Origin of the sequence: Kribbella turkmenica, assembly GCF_004348725.1 — a bacterium.
GTDB lineage: Bacteria > Actinomycetota > Actinomycetes > Propionibacteriales > Kribbellaceae > Kribbella > Kribbella turkmenica.
In genome coordinates this window covers 1-20,949 of sequence record NZ_SMKR01000138.1, presented here as the reverse complement: position 1 = coordinate 20,949, position 20,949 = coordinate 1, and the positions used below count along the sequence as shown (strand labels likewise).

The following is a 20,949-nucleotide window of genomic DNA, read 5'->3' as shown; positions in this document are numbered from 1 at the left end:
CCCCGGCCACGCCGGCCACGCCGGCCACCCGGGCCACCCGGGCCGCATCCCACCACCCGGCGGTCGTTTCAACGGATAACCCTCCGCGGTGCCGGTTCTCCCCCCTGAATCCGGGGGGAGAACCGGCATCTCCAGGGGATATCCGTTGAAACGAACCGGGGCAGGACCCCACGCCGCAGGCTCGCGGCGTGGGGTTTTGTCGGTCCGGCGTGGCACTCTGAGGGGCGATGAACGAGCCCGGGGTGTTGCTGACAGCCCGCGCCATGGTCCTGCACGACCTGGCCGCGCGGGGATTCGACGATGCGGTGATGGTGTCGGTACTCGAGGACGCGGTGGCCGGCCGGCAGTGGTGGCTGGACCAGTGGCCGGACGGCGCCGAGCACATCGCCGGCCTGGTCGCGCAGGACGTCCAGGACCGGCTGGTCGACTCCGGCGTCCGCTGGCCGCGGTGCACCGCGTGCGACGACCTCAACGACCACGAGCTCCGGATCGAGCCCGAGCTCGGCCCGGACCCGCACTGGGTCTGCGAACGCGCCGGCATCACGGTCTCCCCGCTCGGCCACCTCACCTGACCGCTCCCCCGGTTCTCACCCGACCCGCCCAGGGCGATACCTGATTGCCCTACATGTAGCCAGACTACTATTGTCTGTCTCCATGATGTCCCTCGCCGTCCTCCGGCTGGTCGCGGTGACCCATGCGGCCGCGATCTGCCTGCAGCCGATCCTCGCGGGCGTCTACCTCAACGGCACCGGCGGCGCGCAACGGATCCATGAACCGGTCGGGCTGGCGGTCGCCGCGGTCGCGACCATCCAGTTGCTGGTAGCAACGATCTGGTGGCGGTCCGGCGGCCGGCTCACGGCACCGCTGGTGTCACTGCTGGTGCTGATCGGCGAGAGCGTCCAGATCGGCATGGGCTACAGCCGTGAGCTGGCTCTGCACCTCCCGCTCGGCATCGCCCTGGTCGGTGCCGTGGTCGGCTTCGCGGTCTGGACCCGTCGTCAGCAGGCGGCGAGCTCATGACCACGAAGGTACTCCGGCCACGCGCATCGCTGTGGACACTCCGGATCACTCTGCTGCTGCACGCCGGGCTGGTGGTCGCCCAGCCGATCCTGGCGGGGTACTTCCTGTCCGGCGAGGTGGACGCGATGGACGCGCACGGCCCGATCGGGTCGACGCTGTGGGTGATCTCGATGCTCCAGTTCGTCGCCGCACTCTTCTACTGGCTGGCCGGCGGCGGCCGGCTCTGGCCGATGCTGGTTACCGCCGTGCTGTTCGTCGCCGAGTTCGTCCAACTGACCTACGGCTACCTGCAGAACTTCGCCGTCCACGTCCCGCTCGGTACGGCGATCGTCGTCACCGTCGTGTGGATGACTGTCTGGTCCTTCCGTCCGGCCGCCCGTCGCGGCCGAAAGGAGCCCTCCCGATGAAGCTGTCCCGCCGGGGTTTCCTGGCCGTCGCCGGCGGCACCGGCGTCGCCCTCACGCTGACCGACTGCGGCCTCGACCCGTCGCCGTCGCAGGCCGGAGAACTGCTGCGCAGCGAGGCCCCGCTGCCCGAACCGTTCCAGGTCCCGCTGCCGATCCCGCCGGTGAAGAAGCCGGTCCGCACCGGCGCCGGCGCCGACTACTACCGCGTCGTACAGCAGAAGGCGAGTGTGGAGATCCTCCCCGGCCTCAAGACCGAGATCCTCGGGTACGACGGCCTGCTGCCCGGGCCGACGTTCGACGTCCGAAGTGGGCGGACCACCGTGATCGAGCAGGTCAACCGACTCGACGTACCGACCGCCGTCCACCTGCACGGCGGACACACGCCGGCTGCGAGTGACGGCTGGCCGCTGGACCTGCTGATGCCACCGGGCGGTCACGAGGGACACAGCGGGCACCACACCATGACCGGCGGGGACGTGAAGACAGGCAGCCGCCGGTACACGTACCCGAACACGCAGCGGGCCGCCACCCTCTGGTACCACGACCACCGGATGGACTACACCGCACCGCAGGTCTACCGCGGATTGTTCGGCTTCCATCTCGTCCGGGACGACGAGGAGGACCGCTTGCCGTTGCCTGCGGGCGATCGCGAACTCCCGTTGGTGATCGCGGACCGCGCGTTCGCCGAGGACGGCTCGTTCCTGTATCCCCAGGCGAAGGACCGGCCCGGCGTCGAGTCGGCGTACATGGAAGGTGTCATCGCAGACGTCACGCTCGTGAACGGTGCGCCGTGGCCGGTGCACGAGGTGGCCGCGGTCCGCTACCGCTTGCGGATCCTGAACGCCGCCAACGCACGCCGCTACGAACTCGCCTTCGACAAGGGTCCGGCGAAGTTCGTCCAGATCGGCAGCGACGGCGGACTGCTCGACGCACCGATCGAGCACGACACGTTGGTGATCGCGCCGGCCGAGCGCTTCGACGTGATCGTGGACTTCTCGCAGTACCAGCCCGGTGACGAGGTCACGCTGGTCAACAAACTGGACGGCGACACGAACGTCCTGCGCTTCAAGGTCGCCCGGAAGGCGGCCGACGACACCAGGATCCCGGCCAGGCTCTCGACGTACGCCGTCGTGCCGGAACCGGCCGGGATCGTCCGGCGGAAGTGGAAGTTCAGCCGCGGTGACGCCGGTGGCCACAAGGGCTGGACGATCAACGGGAAGGCGTTCGACCCCGAGGTGATGCAGGCACAGGTGAAGCTGGACCAGTACGAGCTCTGGAGCTTCGTCACCGACGTCCACCACCCGGTGCACGTCCACCTCGCCCCGTTCCAGGTGCTCAGCCGCGGCGGCGGCGGGATCGGCGCGTACGACGCCGGCTGGAAGGACACGGTGGACGTCCGGCCGGCCGAGGTGGTCGACGTACTGGTCAAGTTCACCGCCCACAAGGGCAAGTACCTGATCCACTGCCACAACCTCGAGCACGAGGACATGGCCATGATGGCCGGCTTCGAGACGATCTAATGCCGCAGGACGCGCACCGCGAGCAGGACGGTCCAGGTCAGACCGATGATCACGGCGAGCAGCTGGAACAGGCCGGCCACGTCCACCAGCGAAGCGTTCTGGCTGAATCCGGTACTCGCCAGCGGGAAGCACACCACGAAGGCAGTTGCGTTGAGCAACGAATAGGTCAGCCACTTCCAGCCGCGGCCGCGGGACAGCCCGACCTGCGCCGCGGCGAGTGCGACGAAGGCGGGCACTGAGAACGCGTCGTGCAGCGCGCCGACCGTGATGTACTCGAGGGCGTCCGGCGTACCGATCGGGAATCCGCTCACCGGGTCGGTGACGAACATGCCGGCTCCGACGAGACCGACTCCCCACACGCCGATCAGCACCGCGCCGGCGCGGGAGCCGGCACGCCACAGCCCGACGGCGAAGGCGACCGTGAGCAGGCCGGTGACGATGAAGTTGGCGGTCTGCAGCCAACCGTGGTCGCCGAGGGCCAGTGAACTGACCGGATGCCGCGTCCAGTCGTACCCCGACCCCTTCGACGCACCTTGAAGCAGGAAGGTGACGACGAAGAGCGGACCGGCCACCAGTCCGCAGCTGAGCAACCGGCCGGTCGTCACGCTCCGGCCGGCCACGACGCCCATCAGCGGACACCTCGGGCGAGCGCCTCGGCGACCCGGGCGCGCAGCGCGGCCCGGTCGACGCCGGCCGCCTGCAGGGCACGGGCGACGCGGCCGCGGCCGGCGTCGAGGATCCCGGCCAGGATCCGGACGGAGCCGATCCTGGTGCCACCGGCCTTCGGCTCGGCGTTCAGGGCGCGTTCGAGCAGCAGCCGCACGGACTCCCCGATGCCCGGGTCGCGGCTGTGGTCAGGCGTTGCCTGCGGCAACAGTCCGGCCCGGACCGCGATCCCGGCGACCGCCAGGCTGTCCTCCCACTCGCGGTCCAGCGCCGCCCGGATCGTGTCCTCGGTCAGTCCGGCGTCGGCCAGCAGCCGCGCGGCCGGATCGCCTGCCGTCGCGGCGACCGCGAGCAGCACGTGCTCGGCCTCGATCGTCCGCGACCCCTCCCGGCGGGCCATCTCCCGCGCACCGCGCACCAGGATGGTGCGAACGTCCTTCGCGTCGGACGACATCAGCGCCTCCTCAGGGCGACACCGGCGGCGAACAGCCGCTTTGCGTGTTTCTTGTGAACGGCCTGCCGGGTGACCCCCAGCACCTCGGCCACGTCGGCCCAGCTCCAGCCGGCCCGCATCGCCTGCTCCACCTGGCTGTCCTCCAGCCGATCGGCCAGCCGGCGCAGCGCCACCACCGCGGCGAGCCCCGCCGCGGGATCCTCGGGATTCACCAACTCGGTCATTTCTGCAACTTAGGTTGACAGCCTCCGATGTCAACCAAAGTTGCTAGAACCCGCCTCTTGACGCCACTGGCAATGCATTCCTATATTCAACACATCGGTTGATCAAGGGAATGGTTGATAAAGATGGCAGTTGACGACGAGCAGCTCGACCGGGCCTTCACCGCCCTCGGTGACCCGGTCCGGCGGGCGATGATCGCGCGGCTGTCCCGCGGGCCGGCCACCGTCAACGAGCTGGCCGAGCCGTTCCCGATCACGAAGCAGGCGGTGTCGCGGCACATCCAGGTGCTCGAGGCCGCCGGGCTGATCTCCCGGACCCGTGACGGCCAGCGCCGTCCGTGCCACCTGGAGCCGACCGTCCTGGAAGCCCTGACCAGCTGGATCGACGAGTACCGGCTGGAGACCGAACGCCGGTTCCGCCGGATGGACGAGCTGCTCAGGACCGTGCAGGAGCAGGAGAAGTGAGGACCACCCGCGCACGCGAAGTCAGTGATCGTGAAGGAGCAGGAGAGATGAACGCCACCACCATCAACGCACCCGCAGGCACCCCGTTCGTCGAGGTGATCCGGGAGTTCGACGCCACCCCGGCCCAGCTGTTCAGGGTCAGCACCGACCCGGACCTGGTCGCCCAGTGGCTCGGCCCGCGCGGCCTGGAGATGACTGTCGAGACGTACGACGTCCGGTCCGGCGGCAGCTACCGCTACATCCACCGCGACGAGAGCGGCGAGTACGCCTTCCGCGGTGTGTTCCACTCCGTCGAGCAGGACCAGTGCGTCATCCAGACCTTCGAGTGGGAAGGCGCTCCGGGCGAGGTCTGCCTGGAGAAGGCGACGTACGAGGCGACCGAGACCGGCGTCCGGCTGCACCAGCGCTCGGTGTTCCCGTCGGTGGAGACCCGGGACGCGTTCGTGCAGTCCGGGATGGAAATCGGCATCAACGACTCGATGGACCGGCTCGCCGAGCTGGTGGCGAAGGAGAGCGGATCATGACCCAGGTCATCGTGGACATCTCCGTCTCCCTGGACGGCTACGTCGCCGGGCCGAACGTCAGCCTCGACAACGGGCTCGGCGACGGCGGCGAGGCCCTGCACGAGTGGGTCTTCAACGGCACCGCCGAGGACCGCAACGTGCTCGACGAGGTCTTCGAAGCCACCGGCGCGGTCATCCAGGGCCGGATCCTCTTCGACATCATCGACGGCCCGCAGGGCTGGAACGACGAGATGGGCTACGGCGCCAAGCCGACCGGCGAGGTGAACGCGCCGATCTTCGTCGTCACCCACAAGGCGCCGGACAAGACCCGGCTCGGCGACCGCTTCCGGTTCGTCACCGACGGCGTCGAGAGCGCGGTCGCCCAGGCCCGCGAAGCCGCCGGCGACAAGGACGTGCTGGTGATGGGCGGCGGGCAGGTCTGCCACCAGGTGCTCGCCGCCGGGCTGGCCGAGGTCGTCCAGCTGCACGTCGCACCCGTCGTCCTGGGTGACGGGACCCGGCTGTTCCCGGCCGACGCGGCGCCGACGTACTCGCTGGACCTGGTCCGGTCGATCTCGACGCCGGGCGCCCAGCACGTCACCTACCGGGTGAAGAAGGAGGAGGAGTGATCATGGGCAACGTCATCGCCAGCGCAGTGGTCTCGCTGGACGGCTTCGTCGCGGACACCGAGGACGGTGTCGACCCGTTGTTCGACTGGTACAACAACGGGCCGGTCGAGGTCTACGCCAGCGACCCCGGTCGCCCGTTCCACGTCAGCCGGGCCAGCGCCGACTACATCGACTCCACCTGGCCGAACGTCCGCTCCTGCGTGATCGGGCGGCGGCTGTTCGACCTCACCAACGGCTGGAACGGCGTACCGGCGGTTGGCGACCACGTCTTCGTGGTCACCCACGAGCCGCCGGCGGACTGGCCGTTCCCGGACGCGCCGTTCACGTTCGTCGACGGGATCGAGGAGGCGATCGCGCAGGCCAAGGCCCACGCCGGCGACGGTGACGTGACGGTGACCGGCGGCAACCTCACCGGTCAGGCGCTGGCGGCCGGCCTGGTCGACGAGATCGCGTACAACCTGGCCCCGGTCGTCTTCGGCTCCGGCGTACGGTTCTTCGGCGAATACACCGGCGGCCAGGTCCTCCTGGACGACCCCCAGGTCGTCGAAGGCGAGCGCGTCACGCACCTGCACTACCGCGTCAGCCGATAGAAAGACCCCCATGGGTGCAAAGGACTGGCGCGGTCGCTCACCTCGCTCCGGATGACGGCGTTCTGGAGAACCTCGGCGAGCCGCTGCCGTTCGAGCGCCCGTACTGGGCCGGCGAACACCCCGTGGAAGTGGACGAGGAGCCGTACCCGCTGGAGTTCCACCCCTGAAGCTCGCCGAGGAGGTGCTCCGGACGTTGTTCGGGTTCAATCACGAGGGGACTACTTCGACACCGATCCGGATCTCGACCGAAAGTTCTGGCCGGCTAACGCCTGAGTTGAGGGTGGTCCGCGATGACGGTGCGGGAGCCCGGGGCGATCTCGGTGAAGCCGGCGTCCTGGACCACTGGGAGTCCGATGGTGAGGAGTTGTTGCCAGCGTTCGGGCGTGGCCGTGCGGACTGCCAGGGCGAAATCTGTCGCCATCCATTCCTTGCGCGCGGCCGGTGACAGGGCCAGCCAGGCGAGGTGGGCGGCGTGGCCGCATTGGGCCATCGCCTTGCCGCTCGACATGTCCAGCCCCGGGTTGATCCACAGCACCGGTGTCCGGGGCTCCACCTCCGGGAGGGCTTCGGGGTCCTCGAAGTCGGTGCCGGTGACCTGCAACTTGGTGAGGTCCTTCGGTACGGCGTCCAGCGGCACCGGCGGAAACACCCGGACCTCAACCGCCGAGGCCCCGTCCTCCGTCGCGTCGGCGCCCTTCACCGTGATTCCCGGGAGGGCCTCGGCGCGTCGCCACTCGGCTGCGCGGGCCCGTCGTACCACCTTGCGGATCCTGGCGTCCTGCCAGGCCCGCATGGCCTCGGCCCACTCCCCCTCGCCGGCCGACCGCTCGTCGGCCAGGATCGCGAGCACCGCCCGCGCCGCCGTCTCCAGCGCCTCCGTCTGACCCGGTCGGGCCTGCTTCTCGACCCGCACCACCAAGGTCAGCACGTACTCGTCCACGGGTGCGAGTCTGCCAGGGCGGACCGCCAGGCCATCACAATGTCTTACCCAGGCCCGCCGCCAGCGTGGCCGCGCGGGGCGGGCGCACTTGTGATGGCCTGGCGGTCCGGCGAAGTGTCGGCGAGCGGTGTTAGCTTGGCGGCATGCAGCAGTACCTGGATCTCCTTCGGCACGTGCTGGACCACGGGGTCGAGAAGGGCGACCGCACCGGGACGGGCACGCTGAGTGTGTTCGGGTACCAGTCGCGGTACGACCTCCGCGCGGGTTTCCCGGCGGTGACCACGAAGAAGCTGCATCTGCGCTCGGTGATCGGCGAGCTGATCTGGTTCCTCAGCGGCTCGACCAACATCAAGTGGCTGCACGAGAACAACATCTCGATCTGGGACGAGTGGGCCGACGCCGACGGCGAGCTCGGCCCGGTGTACGGCTACCAGTGGCGGTCGTGGCCGACGCCGGACGGCCGGCACGTCGACCAGATCGCCGCCGTGATCGAGTCGATCCGGACCAACCCGGACTCCCGCCGGCACATCGTGAACGCGTGGAACGTCGCCGACGTCGACGACATGGCGCTGCCGCCGTGCCACACGATGTTCCAGTTCTACGTCGCCGGGGGCCGGCTGTCCTGCCAGCTGTACCAGCGGTCGGCCGACATCTTCCTCGGGGTGCCGTTCAACATCGCGTCGTACGCGCTGCTGACTCACATGGTCGCGCAGCAGACCGGGCTCGAGGCCGGCGACTTCGTGCACACGCTGGGCGACGCGCACCTGTACCTGAACCACCTCGACCAGGCCCGCCTGCAGCTCACCCGGGAGCCCCGGCCGCTGCCGACGCTGAAGCTGACCCCGCGGGACGCGATCGACGCGTACGAGATCGCCGACGTCGAACTGGTCGGCTACGACCCGCACCCGGGGATCAAGGCTCCCATCGCGGTATGACCGAGCGAAGCGAGGGCATCATCAGGCGCAGCCCGCCTCGTGTCTCGTCCGCGCCCGGAGCGAAGCGAGGACGTGGATAAGCATGATTCTGATCGCCGCGGTCGGCGCGAACGGCGTGATCGGGCGGAACAACGACCTGCCGTGGCGGATTCGCGAAGACCTGCGACACTTCAAGCAGCTCACCCTCGGCCACACCCTCGTCATGGGCCGCAAGACGTACGACTCGATCGGCCGCCCGTTGCCCGGTCGCCGTACGGTCGTCGTCACCCGGCAGCCCGACTGGTCCGCCGACGGCGTCGAGGTCGTGCACACACTCGAAGAGGCCCTCGAGTACGACGGTGACCTCTACGTGGCCGGTGGCGGTGAGATCTACCGCCAGGCCCTCCCGTACGCCGACCGCCTCGAGCTCACCGAGGTCGCGCAGTCCCCCGACGGCGACGTCACCTTCCCCACCCTCGACCCCGCGGACTGGACCGAAACCGCGCGTACCCCGCACGACGGGTTCAGCTTCGTCAGCTACCGCCGCGGGTAACAACGAGTAGGCAACGGCTGCCCCGGGGGGACCCGGAACCGCGTAGATTGTGTGCGCGTCACGGAGGTGACAGCGCAACTGCCGGGGGAAGCAGCGGAGGGGAACCACAATGACTGAGGCCGACAACACAGCAGGTGCGCCGGGCGCGGCCGCCGGACAGCCTGCCGCCGCGGCCGCGCAGCCGGCCGTGGCCGCGCCGGCGCCCCTGCAGCCGCCGACTGCGACCGCGCCGGGGCTGATACTGACCGCACCGCCACCGTCACAGCCGGTCGCCGCGACGGCCGCACCGAGCATGGCGCCGCAGGTCGACCCGGCCGTGCTGCCCGGGCTGGACGCCAAGGTGGACACGTTCCTGTCCACGCTGATGACGGCCGAGCCGCGCTCGCCGGAGTTCGCCGCCAAGGCCAGTGACGTCCGCAGCATGGGCGACGTCGACATCCGCGCGGCCGCGGACAGCTCGAACCGCCTGCTCAAGTCGCCGGTCCGGGCCCTGCAGGAAGGCGGTCTGTCCGAGGGGTCGACGGTCGGCAAGACGCTGCTCGAGCTTCGCCGTACGGTCGAGGACCTGGACCCGAAGGAGGCGACCGGGCCGAAGAAGCTGCTCGGGATGATTCCGTTCGGGGACAAGATCGAGGACTACTTCCGCAAGTACCAGAGCGCGCAGAGCCACCTCGAGGGCATCCTGCACGCGCTGCGCAACGGTCAGGACGAGCTCGGCAAGGACAACGCCGCGCTGAACCTGGAGAAGCAGCAACTCTGGGACGCGATGGGCCGGCTGAACCAGTACGTATACGTCGCCGAGCGGCTGGACGCCCGGTTGTCCGCGGCCATCGCCGACCTGGAGGTCACGAACCCGGACAAAGCAAAGGCGTTCCGCGAGGACGTGCTGTTCTACGTCCGGCAGAAGCACCAGGACCTTCTCACCCAGCTGGCCGTGTCGATCCAGAACTACCTGGCCATCGACATCGTGATCAAGAACAACATCGAGCTGATCAAGGGAGTCGACCGCGCGTCCACGACCACGGTCTCGGCCCTGCGGACAGCCGTCATCGTGGCGCAGGCCCTGGGCAACCAGAAGCTGGTGCTGGACCAGATCACCGCGCTGAACACGACCACCAGCGGGATGATCGAGCGGACCTCGCAGATGCTGCGGGACAACTCGGTCGCGATCCAGCAGCAGGCCGCGTCGGCGACCGTCGGGCTGCCGCAGCTGCAGGCCGCGTTCGCGAACATCTACGCGACCATGGACGCGATCGACACGTTCAAGGTGGAGGCGCTGGACAACATGGCGGCCACCATCGGAACGCTCGAGACCGAGGTGACGAAGTCCCGTGCGTACCTGGACCGGGTCGCGCAGCAGGACCAGCGGGTCGTCCACGGCAGCCTCGACCTCGACCTCGGTCGCTGACGCAGACGTTGACCGGGGGACGGGGACTGCATGGCGCTCGGTGACTTCCTGGCGCGGCTGACGGGCCGCAAGGCGGAGCGCGAGCCGGTGCCGGTTCCCCGTCCACCGACGACCGACGACCTGCTGGCCTCGTTGATGCGGGTCGAGCAGATGGTTGCCGAGGGCGCCGTACCGGCGGTGGTCGCGTCGCGGGTCGCCCGGGTGGTCCGGGTGGTGCGGGAGACCATCCCTCGGCTCGGCAACCTGGGCGGCAGTGCGCAGGCGTACTCCGTGATGGCGACCGCGACCGACTACCTGCCCGAGGCGATCGGCGGGTACCTGCGGTTGCCGCGGCACTGGGCGGACACCCGGCCGGTCGACCGGGGCAAGACGTCGCTGATGATCCTGATCGACCAACTGGACCTCCTGGGCGCCACGATGGACAAGGTGTTCGACGCGGTGAACCGGGCCGACGCGGCGGCGCTGATCGCCCACGGCCGGTTCCTGCAGGAGAAGTTCGGCACCGGCTCGACCGGCGGAGGACTTGCCCTCGGCCCGGCCGGCGGACCTTTGGACCCACCACCCGGACGAGGAGGAGCATGAGCGGCGAGGGGGGCTCACTCCAGCAGGCGATCAGCGACCTAATGGCGGTAGCTGCTCGTGCCGGCGTTCCGGACGACCGGGCGCGCGCCGAGGCGTTGTCGTTGGCGGCGGCGCTGGCGGAGTCCGCTCCGGGCGCGCCGGCCGACTGGGCCAAGGTGACGCCGGGCGCGACCACGCAAGACTTCTTCGACGCGGCGGTCCGCGGACGTCGCTGGCGTGGTGCGCCGACCGCCGTACTGACCGAGTTGGTGACCGCGGGGTCGGCGGACAAGGTCGCGTACGCCAAGGCGCTGGCTGAGGTGGCGTCGGCCGCGTGCACGCTGGGCGAGCCGACGATGCGCGTCGTCGGCAACGCGTCGGTGGCTGCGGCGGCACAGCTGCAAGCAGCGGGCGCGCGGCCACTTCAGGTTGGTCGCCAGGCTCAGCCCGAGCCTGCGGTTGCCGCTGCCGCGGAACTTGACAAGCCTGCGGAGCCGGCGAAGACGGTCGAGGAGCTGCTGGCCGAGCTGGACGAGCTGACCGGGCTGGCGAAGGTGAAGCGGGAGGTCCACCGGCAGGTCGCCGTACTGCGGGTGGAGAAGCTGCGGACCGAGGCCGGGCTGAAGAGTCCGACGATCACCCGGCACCTGGTGTTCGTCGGGAACCCGGGCACCGGGAAGACGACCGTCGCCCGGCTGGTGAGCGGGATCTACAAGGCGCTCGGGCTACTGTCGAAAGGGCAACTGGTCGAGGTCGACCGTTCGGAACTGGTCGCCGGCTACCTGGGCCAGACCGCGACGAAGACCGCCGACGTGGTCGCGTCCGCGGCCGGCGGGGTGCTGTTCATCGACGAGGCCTACAGCCTGACCGCGGGCGACTTCGGCGCCGACCAGTACGGCCGCGAGGCGGTCGACACGCTGGTGAAGGAGATGGAGGACCGGCGCGACGACCTGGTCGTGATCGTGGCCGGCTACCCCGAGCCGATGGCGGCGTTCATCGCCGCGAACCCGGGTCTGGCCAGCCGGTTCCGGACCACGATCGGGTTCGACGACTACAGCGACGACGAGCTCACCGACATCCTCACCGGCCTCGCCGAGGGCGCCGACTACGAGCTCACGACGGAGGCGCTGGCCAAGTTCCGGGAGATCCTCGCGACCACGCCGCGGGACCGATCCTTCGGTAACGCCCGGTTCGCCCGGAACGTGCTCGAGGCCGCGATCGGCCGGCATGCCTGGCGGCTGCGAGACGTGACGGCACCCACCACGGACCAGCTGCGTCAGATCCGTGCCGAGGACCTGACCGACGAACCCGATCTGCCCGATCTGCCCGAGCAAGGAGAAGAGGCGTGACCCAGACCCAGAGTGCGCCGCCCGCGACCTGGTCGCCACCGGCTCAGCAACCGGTCCCGCCCACGGCGCAGCAGCCCGGCTCTACGCCGGCCCGCGGGCCGGTCGCCCGGTGGTTCGAGGGTACGCCGGGCCGGATGCGCGCCTTCCTGATCCTGACCGCGGTGATGAGCGTGGTCTTCGGCCTGTCCGCCGCGCAGGGCTTCCGGCAGGCCGACGGAGCGCTCACCCGCGCCGAGGCCAACGCGGCCCAACTGGTCCGGATCCAGGCGATCCACACCAACCTCGTCAGCGCGAACGCCGACGCCACCAACGCCTTCCTGGTCGGCGGTCTCGAGCCGCCGGACCAGCGCCGGCACTTCGTCGACTCGCTCGCCGGGGCCGCACGGCTGATCGCCGAGGCCGCGACCGCGCAGCCGGCGGACACGGCCGCGCTCGGCGCGCTCAACCAGACGCTGATCACGTACGACGGGCTGATCGAGCAGGCCCGGGCCAACAACCGCCAGGGCCTCCCGATCGGATCGCAGTACCTCCGGGACGCGAACGCCGTACTGCAAAACGACTCGCTCCCGCTGGTGAAGGCGCTCGTGCAGGCCAACGAGGAACGGGTCGACACCGAGTTCGACGGCATCGGCCAGGGCAACCTCTGGGTCGTCATCGCCGGCCTGCTGACACTGGTCGTCTTCTTCGTCACGTTGCGCTGGCTGGCCCGTCGTACGCACCGCTACGTCAACGTGCCGATAGCGGCCGGAGCGGTCCTGGTGCTGCTCACCATGGTCGTCGGCGGCGTCGCCCTGTCCAGCGCGTCGAGCAAGGCCGACGAGACCCGCTCGGGCGCGTACGACCGGACGCTGGCGTTGTCCAGGGCAAGGATCGCGGCGTACGACGCGAAGTCGAACGAGAGCCTCACGCTGATCGCGCGTGGTTCCGGCGACGCCTTCGACAAGGCGTACAACGCATCGGCCGCAGCGGTCGTGGAGCAGTTGGGCAAGCTCAACGAGGCCGGCCTGCGCTCGCAGTGGAACGCCTACGACCAGATGCACAAGGAGGTCCGCAGCCAGGACACGAAGGGCGACTGGGACGAGGCGGTCGCGCTGGCCGTCGGCAGGACGAACGGCGCGAACTCGGTGGCGGCGTTCACCGCGTTCGACACCAGCTCCGGCGACCGGTTGCAGGCGACGAGCGGCGAGGTCAGCACCAGCCTGACCGACGCCCGCGACGGACTGCCGCCGATCGGGTGGCTCGGACTGCCGATCGGCATCGCGGCCGCGCTGCTGGTCGCCTGGGGCATGTCGCAGCGACTGGAGGAGTACCGATGAAGAAGCTGCTCACCCCGGCCGTGATCTCCCTCGCGCTGCTCCTCACCGCCTGCGGCTCCGGCGACTACGCCGCCACCGAGATCCCCCAGAAGCCGCAACCGTCCGAGTCGTCCGCGCCCCCGCCGGCTCCGCAGCGCGACTGCGTTGACCCGCTGCAGTCGTACACGCCCGAAGGCACCATGCCGCCACCCGGCGCGATGCCGCCCGGCACGTACATGGCGAAGATCAAGGCGCGCGGCCGACTGATCGCCGGCGTGTCCGCGGACAGCCTGAACCTGGGCTCGCGCAACCCGGTCACCGGCGTCATCGAGGGCTTCGACATCGACATGATCAAGGCGGTCGCGCGCGCGATCTTCGGCACCGACAAGGGCACGGTCGAGCTGCGAGTCATCTCCAGCCCACAGCGAATCCCGGTGCTGCAGAAGGAACAGGTCGACATCGTCGCGCGGAACATGACGATCAACTGCAACCGCTGGAAGGACATCGCCTTCTCCGCCGAGTACTACCGCTCGGGTCAGAAGACCCTGGTGCCGCTCGACTCGACCGCGAAGAGCCTGGACGATCTGGACGGCAAGACCATCTGTGCCCCGGCGGGTTCGACCAGCCTGGACAACCTGAAGGACAAGAACCCGCAGGCGATCCCCGTCACGGCGGACACCGACACCGGCTGCCTGGCGCTGTTCCAGTCCGGCAAGGCGTACGGCATCACCGGCGACGACACGGTGCTGGCCGGCGACGTCGCCCAGGACCCGTACGCGAGGGTGCTACCGGAGCGGTTCAGCGATGAGCCGTACGGTCTCGGCATGTCGCTCAAGCACCCGGAGTTCGTCCGGTTCGTGAACCAAGTGCTCGCGCAGATCAAGGCGGACGGCACCTGGATGGCGTCCTACACCAAGTGGCTCCAGCCCGCGCTCGGCAAGCTGGCGTCACCCCCGCCGTCTCTCTACGGCCGGACCCCAGGAACATGACGGTCCGTACGCCGACCGCCTCGGCGCCGGCGCCGCCGGGGCGGATCGGCAGCAGCATCCCGGCGGCGGAGCTGCTGTCGTTCCTCGACGCGCTGGGGATCTGGCGGGACCGGCGCAAGGCCGAGCTCGACGAGCTCGACCAGGCAGCGCTGCACTCCCCCGAGGCCGATGCGCTGAGCGCGGACGTCGTCCTCAGCATGGCGGTGTGGAAGGCGGTCTCGGACCGCTACGAGCTGATCCTGGTCACCTGGGACTCCGGCCGCGTCGGCCCGGCCGAGACCGAACGGATCTCCACCTTGATCTGGGGTGGCCTGGACACCGGCGGCGCCGGCGGTTCACTCGCGGTTTCGTTGCCCGAGGCATGCAAATTGTCGGACGCGCTGGCGTCCAGCCTGCGCGCCAAGCTCGCGTTGGAGCCGGGTGACGCCGACCTCGCCGCGCGGTTGCGGCACCTCAGGGCCGGAGTCGAACGGATCAACGACCTCGTCAAGCAGGAGCCCGCAAGCACGCGCAACGGCGCGATCGCCGAGCATCACGACCTCGACCGCCGGCTCACCGACCTGGCCGAGCGCACCAAGCGCGGTGCCGACATCGGTGGGCTGATCGGCCCGCTGGAGATCGACGCGGCCCGCACGGAGCGGGACCTGATCGTCGGCGCCGCGACCCGCAAGGAGCGCGCGGCGGACGTGGCCCGCGCCCGCTCGTGGCGCAGCGAACTCGAAGCCCGGGGCACGGCGGTTCGTGCGCTCGCGGCCAAGACGGTCGCGACGGTCACACCGGCCCCGCGGCTTGCCGTCCCTGATGTGACCGCGCTCGGCTCGGTGCCGAACACGCCGGCCGAGCTGGAGAAGTACCTGACCCGGCTGGACGCCGTACGGCGCGCGCTCGGTCAGGCCCAGGCGGCGTACGGCGGCGCTCTGGAGCGCCGGGACGAGCTGGCCGCGCGCCTGGACGCGTACCAGGTGAAGGCGTCGACAATTGCCCAGGGCAACGAGGACTTGGCCGAGTTGTACCGTCGGGGCCGCGCGGTGATCGAGTCGGAGCCGGTCGACCTGGTCCGGCTGGCCGCACTCCTCACGGCGTACCAGGCCTACCTGGACAGCACAGGAGGGACCAGATGACCACGACCACCGCCTGCACCCAGCCGGGCTGCACCGGCAACATCCTGGACGGGTACTGCGACGTCTGCGGCTCTCCTGCGGCAAGTGCGGCCTCTAAGCCTCCCTCCGGCGGCTGCACGCAGCCTGGCTGCACCGGAACGTTCGTCGACGGCTACTGCGACGTGTGCGGCTCGCCCGCGCCCGACGGCTCCACCAGCCCGTCCGCCGTGGCCGGCGCCCCCGCAGTGACGGCCGCGGACGACCCGGACCCGATCAACACTCCGTCGACCGTCTCCCGCGCGTCCAACCGGCTCGCCTCGACACCGCTCGGCTCGGCCCGGGCCGCCGCGGCCGGCTCCAAGCTGACCCGCCGGCTCGGTACGTCGTCGACCCGGCTGCGCGGGGCCCGCCTCGGTGCCGGCCTGACGCACGTACCGTCGATCCCCGCCATCGACGCGAGCAAGGCGATCCTGGCCAACCCGATGGTTCCCGAGGACCGCCGGACCTGTCCCAACTGCGGCAACGAGGTCGGCCGGTCCCGCGGCGACCAGCCGGGCCGGACCGAGGGCTTCTGCCCCAAGTGCCGCAGCCCGTACTCGTTCTCGCCCAAGCTGCACCCGGGCGACCTGGTCGGCGGTCAGTACGAGGTCGCCGGCTGCCTGGCGCACGGCGGTTTCGGGTGGATCTACATGGCCCGGGACAAGAACGTGTCCGACCGCTGGGTGGTGCTCAAGGGCCTGCTGAACTCCGAGGACCCGGACGCCGTCGCGGCCGCGATCGCGGAGCAGCAGTTCCTGGCCCGGGTCGAGCACCCGCTGATCGTGGAGATCTACAACTTCGTCACCCACGACGGCGCCGGCTACATCGTGATGGAGTACGTCGGCGGCACCTCGCTGAAGACGTTGCTCAAGCAGCGGATGGCGGCCAACAACGGCCGGTACGACGCGCTGCCGATCGACCAGGCGATCGCGTACATCCTTGAGATCCTGCCGGCCTTCTCGTACCTGCACGACCTCGGCCTGCTGTACTGCGACTTCAAGCCGGACAACATCATCCAGGTCGGCGACGCGGTCAAGCTGATCGACCTCGGCGGTGTGCGGCGGATCGACGACCTGGACTCCGCGATCTACGGCACCGTCGGCTTCCAGGCGCCCGAGGTCGCCGAGGTCGGTCCGTCGATCGCCTCCGACATCTACACCCTCGGCCGGACGCTGTGCGTGCTGGCGATGGAGTTCCGCGGTTACCAGTCCCGGTTCGTGGGGTCGCTGCCGCCGGTGAGCGACGTACCGCTGTTCCAGAAGTACGACTCCGTGTACCGGCTGCTGCTGAAGGCGTGCGCGAAGGACCCGGCCGACCGGTTCCAGACCGCCGACGAGCTCCGTGTGCAACTGCTCGGCGTACTGCGGGAGGTCGTCGCGGACAAGCAGGGCACCAAGGCCGCACAGCACTCCGCGTCGTCGCTGCTGTTCGGCACGCCCGGCGACAAGTCCGCCGGGCTGGGTGACAGAGCTGCGCCGTGGCAGCAACTGCCGTCGCTGATGCAGGACGGGAGCGACAAGATGGCCGGCTGGCTGAAGACCGTGAGCGTGCCGGACTCGTCCAAGCGGCTCGAACTGCTGGTGGACGCACCGGAGTCCTCGGCACAGACGCTGCTGGAGATCGCCGAGGCAGCGCTCGAGGTCGGCGAGTACCGCTACGACATGGTCGACACCGCGGTCTCCGACCTGCTGGCCGCGGACCCGTGGGAGTGGCGCGCGGTCTGGATGGCCGGGCTGGTCGCCCTGGCCCGTGGCGACTCCGCCGCCGCGCAGTCGGCGTTCAACGCCGTGTACGGCCAGGTGCCGGGCGAGCTCGCGCCCAAGCTCGCCCTGGCGATCGCCTGCCAGCAGAGCGGCGAGTACGACGTCGCCGAGGGCCTCTACCTGACCTGCGCCCGGACCGATGCGAACTACATCGCGCCGTCGGCGTTCGGGCTGGCCGAGATCCGGACCCGGCGGAACGACCTGGACGGCGCCATCGCGGCGCTCGACCTGGTGCCCCGGACCAGCGGCGCGTACGTCCGGGCTCGTCGCCAGCGAGCCGGTCTGCTGGCAGGATCAGGGCGTGGCCTGCCCGCGCTGGCCGACGCGATGGACAGCATCGAGTCGCTGACCATCGACCCGGTCGACCGGGCCAACCTGGCCGCGGACGTGTTCCGGAGCGCGCTGGCCGAGGTCCAGCAGTCCGGTCCGCAGCAGGGTCTGCGGATCGACGGCCGGGAGGCGACCGAGCCGGCCCTGCGGGACGGGCTCGAGGCCACCTACCGTCAACTGGCGGACCATGCGCAGAGCCGGCAGGAACGGATCGCCCTGGTCGACCTGGCCAACGAGGTTCGAGGATGGACGTTGCGATGACGAGTACGACCCAGACGGTCTGCCCCAACTGTGGCAGCCCGGTGTCCGAGGCGGACCGGTACTGCGAGGCCTGTGGGGCCGAGCTCAAGCCGTCCGCACCGAGCACACCGGCGCTGGACACGGACAGCGAGCCGACGGTCGAGATCAACGCGACCCCGGTGAGCCCGTGCCAGTCGTGCGGCGGCGTGATCGGTGCCGACGGCTACTGCGAGACCTGTGGCACCAAGGCCGCCAAGCCGCGCGACCACTTCGACGAGCAGCCCGCACCGTGGGTGGCCGGCGTGTGCGACCGAGGCATCCGGCACAGCCGCAACGAGGACGCCATGGCGCTCGCGGCCGACCCCGAGCCGGGAAGTCGGGCGTTGCTGGTCGTCTGCGACGGTGTCAGCTCGTCGCTCGACTCGGACGTCGCCAGTCTGGCCGCTGCCCGCGCCGCACGCGAGGTGCTGACGGCCGGTCACGCACAGGGCATCGGCACGGAGTCGTCGCGCAGCAGTGCGATCGCGGCCCGGCTCAAGGCGGCCGCCGACGCGGCGAACGACGCCGTACTGGACAACACGAGTCCGGACAGTCCGAACCCGGCGTCCTGCACGTTCGTGGCGACGGTCCTGGAGGACGGTCTGCTGGTGGCCGGTGTGGTCGGGGACAGCCGCGCGTACTGGTTCCCGGACGACCCTGAGGATGCCACTGGGGCCGTCGCGCTGACCGTCGACGACTCGTGGGCCGCCGAGCTGATCGCGACCGGCATCCCGCGGGCGGAGGCCGAGTCCGGTCCGCACGCGCACGCGATCACCCGCTGGCTGGGCAAGGACGCCCCGGACCACACTCCCCGGACGACGGCTGTGCAGGTCACCGGCCCGGGCTGGATCGTGGTCTGCTCCGACGGGCTCTGGAACTACTGCTCCGAGGCGGCACCGCTGGCCGATCTCGTCCGTCAGACCGCTGCGGAGCACGGTGGCGAGCCGCTGGCCACCGCGTCCGCCCTGGTCGACTGGGCCAACACCCAGGGCGGTCAGGACAACATCACCGTCGCTCTGGCGCGGCTCTAACCGAAGGAAGGACGACAGATGGCCGAGTTCACCGCCTCCGTCTACCAGAACGAGTTCCTGCCCGACGGCGGAACCGACGTGCACGCCATCGTCACGGTGGACTGCAGCGGCGCCGGCGCGGCCGGGCAGTCCGGCAGCGGTGACGCGGGCGAGATCATCATCGTCGACACCTCCGGGTCGATGGGCGCCGACGGCGTCCGGGCGGCGGCGTACGCCGCCCAGACCGCGCTCGACCAGATCCTCGACGGGGTCTGGTTCGCGGTGATCTCCGGCAACGACCGGGCCCAACTGGCGTTTCCGCCGTCGCCGGAGCCGGTGATGGTGCGGATGGACCAGTTCACCCGGCAGGCGGCCAAGGACGCGGTGTCCCGGTTCTACGCCGACGGCGGGACCGCGATGGGCACGTGGCTGCGGCTGGCCTCGCGGGTGTTCGCGACCGTGCCCTCACTGTCCCAGAAGCACGCGATCCTGCTGACCGACGGCGAGAACCAGCACGAGACGCCCGAGGTGCTGACCCAGACCATCGAGGCGGTCACCGGCCAGTTCCAGTGCGACTGCCGCGGTGTCGGCGTCGCCTGGCAGGTGGACGAAGTACGGCGGATCGCGACCGCGCTGCTCGGCACCGTCGACATCATCCCGGCGCCGGACCAGCTGGCCGCCGAGTTCTCCCAGCTGATCCGGAACGCGATGAGCCGCGGTGTCGCCCAGGCCGACCTGCGGGTCTGGGCTCCGCAGGGTGCCGAGGTGCTGTTCGTCCGCCAGGTCGCCCCGACGGTCGAGGACCTGACGTCCCGCCGTACGGCGGTCAATCCGCTGACCGGCTCGTACCCGACCGGCTCGTGGGGTGACGAGTCGCGCGACTACCACGTCGCGATTCGCCTTGCGGCCAAGGCGATCGGGCAGGAGCAGCTCGCGGCCCGGGTGCAGTTGGTGCTCGGCGACGACGTGGTCGCGCAGGGCCTGGTCAAGGCACTCTGGTCCGCGGACGAGGCCCTGACCACGCGGATCAGCCCGGAGGTCGCGCACTACACCGGGCAGACCGAGCTGGCCGAGGCGATCCAGGAAGGCCTGGCCGCGAAGGCCGCCGGCGACACCGCGACCGCGACCACCAAGCTCGGCCGCGCCGTCCAGCTGGCCGCCCAGACCGGCAACGAGGAGGCGACCACCCGGCTCCGCAAGGTCGTCGACATCGAGGATCAGGACACGGGTACCGTTCGGCTGAAGCGCACGGTCGAGAAGGCCGACGAGATGGCCCTCGACACCGCGTCCACCAAGACCACCCGGGTGAAGAAATGACGACAGTCAGCTGTCCGGGCGGGCACCCGTCCGTCTCGACCGACTACTGCGACGTCTGCGGGCTGCCGATCGGCGCCGCGGCCACTCCGGCCGCGCCATCCGTTCAGGCACCAGTCGTCCCGGCGCCGGCGGTCGCGGCGCCCGCACCGGCGCCCGCGACCCAGACGTGCCCGAACTGCTCGGAGCCGGCGGTCACGGACGCGCTGTTCTGCGAGAACTGCGGCTATGACTTCACCACCGGCACGATGCCGCGGCCGGCCTCGTCGCTCGATCTTCCGAGCGCTCCACCGTCGGTGCCACCGGCGCCGGTCGCATCCGCCGACTGGGTGGTCGAGCGCTGGGTCGACCCGGACTGGTACGCCGTGCAGCAGAGCGACGACCCGTGTCCCTCGCCCGGTCTGCCGGTGGTGATCCCGCTGACCGGGAAGAGCCTGCTGATCGGCCGCCCGTCCCGGAGCCGGAACATCACCCCGGAGATCGACTGCGGCGACGACACCGGCGTCAGCCGCCGCCAGGCGCAGTTGACCACCGACGGCACCCGCTGGTGGGTCGAGGACCTCCAGTCCTCCAACGGCACGTACGTCGCCCCCGCCGCCGGCCCCCTCCCGGAGGACCCGATCGTCCCCG

General features: G+C 70.4%; 25 protein-coding genes. 21 read left to right on the top strand and 4 right to left on the bottom strand.

The features are described from left to right. Positions 1 to 227 precede the first annotated feature (227 nt). The 4 genes from E1218_RS26575 (at position 228) to E1218_RS26560 (ending at position 2,947) form a co-directional block, all read left to right on the top strand. Complete coding sequence (locus tag E1218_RS26575; RefSeq protein WP_132324830.1) at positions 228 to 572, top strand: hypothetical protein; 345 nt, start codon at positions 228 to 230, stop codon at positions 570 to 572. An 82-nt stretch (positions 573 to 654) separates the two neighbouring features. Further along, positions 655 to 1,020, top strand: coding sequence for a hypothetical protein (locus tag E1218_RS26570; protein ID WP_132324828.1), 366 nt, complete (start codon positions 655 to 657; stop codon positions 1,018 to 1,020). After that, positions 1,017 to 1,427 (top strand): hypothetical protein, encoded by a 411-nt coding sequence (locus tag E1218_RS26565; RefSeq protein ID WP_132324825.1) that lies wholly within the window; start codon positions 1,017 to 1,019, stop codon positions 1,425 to 1,427. The genes E1218_RS26570 and E1218_RS26565 overlap by 4 nt, the downstream gene beginning before the upstream one ends. After that, positions 1,424 to 2,947 carry a multicopper oxidase family protein gene (locus tag E1218_RS26560; RefSeq protein WP_132324823.1) on the top strand — a complete coding sequence of 508 codons (1,524 nt, stop codon included), beginning with the start codon at positions 1,424 to 1,426 and terminating at the stop codon, positions 2,945 to 2,947. The genes E1218_RS26565 and E1218_RS26560 overlap by 4 nt, the downstream gene beginning before the upstream one ends. On the opposite strand, the gene E1218_RS26555 is transcribed toward E1218_RS26560, so the two are convergent. From E1218_RS26555 to E1218_RS26545, 3 genes are read right to left on the bottom strand one after another with little or no spacing between them, the layout of a single operon-like run. Then, positions 2,944 to 3,576: a DUF998 domain-containing protein gene (locus E1218_RS26555; protein ID WP_132324820.1), complete on the bottom strand. Its 633-nt coding sequence runs from the start codon at positions 3,574 to 3,576 to the stop codon at positions 2,944 to 2,946. The genes E1218_RS26560 and E1218_RS26555 overlap by 4 nt on opposite strands. Then, positions 3,576 to 4,067, bottom strand: a complete 492-nt coding sequence (locus tag E1218_RS26550) for a Clp protease N-terminal domain-containing protein (RefSeq protein ID WP_132324817.1) — start codon at positions 4,065 to 4,067, stop codon at positions 3,576 to 3,578. Before E1218_RS26550 ends, E1218_RS26555 begins: the two co-directional genes overlap by 1 nt. Continuing rightward, entirely contained in the window at positions 4,067 to 4,291 is a 225-nt protein-coding gene (locus E1218_RS26545) for a hypothetical protein (RefSeq protein ID WP_132324814.1), read from the bottom strand. The genes E1218_RS26550 and E1218_RS26545 overlap by 1 nt, the downstream gene beginning before the upstream one ends. A gap of 123 nt (positions 4,292 to 4,414) precedes the next feature. Between E1218_RS26545 and E1218_RS26540 the strand changes: the two genes are divergently transcribed. The 5 genes from E1218_RS26540 to E1218_RS36255 are packed head-to-tail and all read left to right on the top strand — an operon-like array spanning position 4,415 to position 6,642. Beyond that, complete coding sequence (locus E1218_RS26540) at positions 4,415 to 4,753, top strand: ArsR/SmtB family transcription factor (protein WP_132324811.1); 339 nt, start codon at positions 4,415 to 4,417, stop codon at positions 4,751 to 4,753. Positions 4,754 to 4,800: 47 nt separating this feature from the next. Further along, positions 4,801 to 5,277 carry an SRPBCC family protein gene (locus E1218_RS26535; protein ID WP_132324809.1) on the top strand — a complete coding sequence of 159 codons (477 nt, stop codon included), beginning with the start codon at positions 4,801 to 4,803 and terminating at the stop codon, positions 5,275 to 5,277. Further along, complete coding sequence (locus tag E1218_RS26530; protein ID WP_132324806.1) at positions 5,274 to 5,885, top strand: dihydrofolate reductase family protein; 612 nt, start codon at positions 5,274 to 5,276, stop codon at positions 5,883 to 5,885. Before E1218_RS26535 ends, E1218_RS26530 begins: the two co-directional genes overlap by 4 nt. A 2-nt stretch (positions 5,886 to 5,887) precedes the next feature. Further along, positions 5,888 to 6,475, top strand: coding sequence for a dihydrofolate reductase family protein (locus E1218_RS26525; protein WP_132324803.1), 588 nt, complete (start codon positions 5,888 to 5,890; stop codon positions 6,473 to 6,475). 14 nt (positions 6,476 to 6,489) lie between these two features. Beyond that, entirely contained in the window at positions 6,490 to 6,642 is a 153-nt protein-coding gene (locus E1218_RS36255) for a DUF6928 family protein (protein WP_165949437.1), read from the top strand. A gap of 95 nt (positions 6,643 to 6,737) precedes the next feature. Here the strand turns inward: E1218_RS36255 and E1218_RS26520 are convergent, their stop codons facing one another. Beyond that, the gene (locus E1218_RS26520; protein ID WP_233712481.1) at positions 6,738 to 7,415 is read right to left on the bottom strand and encodes a peptidyl-tRNA hydrolase; all 678 of its coding nucleotides are present in this window, start codon (positions 7,413 to 7,415) and stop codon (positions 6,738 to 6,740) included. 143 nt (positions 7,416 to 7,558) lie between these two features. Between E1218_RS26520 and E1218_RS26515 the strand changes: the two genes are divergently transcribed. From E1218_RS26515 to E1218_RS26460, 12 genes are all read left to right on the top strand, one after another. Beyond that, positions 7,559 to 8,350: a thymidylate synthase gene (locus E1218_RS26515; RefSeq protein ID WP_132324797.1), complete on the top strand. Its 792-nt coding sequence runs from the start codon at positions 7,559 to 7,561 to the stop codon at positions 8,348 to 8,350. A gap of 76 nt (positions 8,351 to 8,426) precedes the next feature. Beyond that, entirely contained in the window at positions 8,427 to 8,882 is a 456-nt protein-coding gene (locus E1218_RS26510) for a dihydrofolate reductase (RefSeq protein WP_132324794.1), read from the top strand. Positions 8,883 to 8,991: 109 nt separating this feature from the next. After that, positions 8,992 to 10,290 (top strand): toxic anion resistance protein, encoded by a 1,299-nt coding sequence (locus tag E1218_RS26505; protein ID WP_132324791.1) that lies wholly within the window; start codon positions 8,992 to 8,994, stop codon positions 10,288 to 10,290. Positions 10,291 to 10,320: 30 nt separating this feature from the next. After that, positions 10,321 to 10,872, top strand: coding sequence for a hypothetical protein (locus E1218_RS26500; protein ID WP_132324788.1), 552 nt, complete (start codon positions 10,321 to 10,323; stop codon positions 10,870 to 10,872). Then, positions 10,869 to 12,200 (top strand): AAA family ATPase, encoded by a 1,332-nt coding sequence (locus E1218_RS26495; protein ID WP_132324785.1) that lies wholly within the window; start codon positions 10,869 to 10,871, stop codon positions 12,198 to 12,200. The genes E1218_RS26500 and E1218_RS26495 overlap by 4 nt, the downstream gene beginning before the upstream one ends. Next, positions 12,197 to 13,516, top strand: a complete 1,320-nt coding sequence (locus tag E1218_RS26490; RefSeq protein WP_132324782.1) for a hypothetical protein — start codon at positions 12,197 to 12,199, stop codon at positions 13,514 to 13,516. Before E1218_RS26495 ends, E1218_RS26490 begins: the two co-directional genes overlap by 4 nt. Next, a complete protein-coding gene (locus tag E1218_RS26485) occupies positions 13,513 to 14,484 on the top strand; it encodes a glutamate ABC transporter substrate-binding protein (protein WP_132324779.1) in 972 nt (323 codons plus the stop codon). The genes E1218_RS26490 and E1218_RS26485 overlap by 4 nt, the downstream gene beginning before the upstream one ends. Next, positions 14,481 to 15,605 carry a hypothetical protein gene (locus E1218_RS26480; protein ID WP_132324776.1) on the top strand — a complete coding sequence of 375 codons (1,125 nt, stop codon included), beginning with the start codon at positions 14,481 to 14,483 and terminating at the stop codon, positions 15,603 to 15,605. The genes E1218_RS26485 and E1218_RS26480 overlap by 4 nt, the downstream gene beginning before the upstream one ends. After that, the gene (locus tag E1218_RS26475; protein ID WP_132324774.1) at positions 15,602 to 17,977 is read left to right on the top strand and encodes a serine/threonine-protein kinase; all 2,376 of its coding nucleotides are present in this window, start codon (positions 15,602 to 15,604) and stop codon (positions 17,975 to 17,977) included. The genes E1218_RS26480 and E1218_RS26475 overlap by 4 nt, the downstream gene beginning before the upstream one ends. Continuing rightward, positions 17,962 to 19,026 carry a PP2C family serine/threonine-protein phosphatase gene (locus E1218_RS26470; protein WP_132324772.1) on the top strand — a complete coding sequence of 355 codons (1,065 nt, stop codon included), beginning with the start codon at positions 17,962 to 17,964 and terminating at the stop codon, positions 19,024 to 19,026. The genes E1218_RS26475 and E1218_RS26470 overlap by 16 nt, the downstream gene beginning before the upstream one ends. An 18-nt stretch (positions 19,027 to 19,044) precedes the next feature. Next, positions 19,045 to 20,322, top strand: a complete 1,278-nt coding sequence (locus tag E1218_RS26465) for a vWA domain-containing protein (protein WP_132324770.1) — start codon at positions 19,045 to 19,047, stop codon at positions 20,320 to 20,322. Further along, on the top strand, positions 20,319 to 20,949 hold a 631-nt coding region (locus tag E1218_RS26460; RefSeq protein WP_132324768.1), incomplete at its 3' end, for an FHA domain-containing protein. The genes E1218_RS26465 and E1218_RS26460, both read left to right, overlap by 4 nt.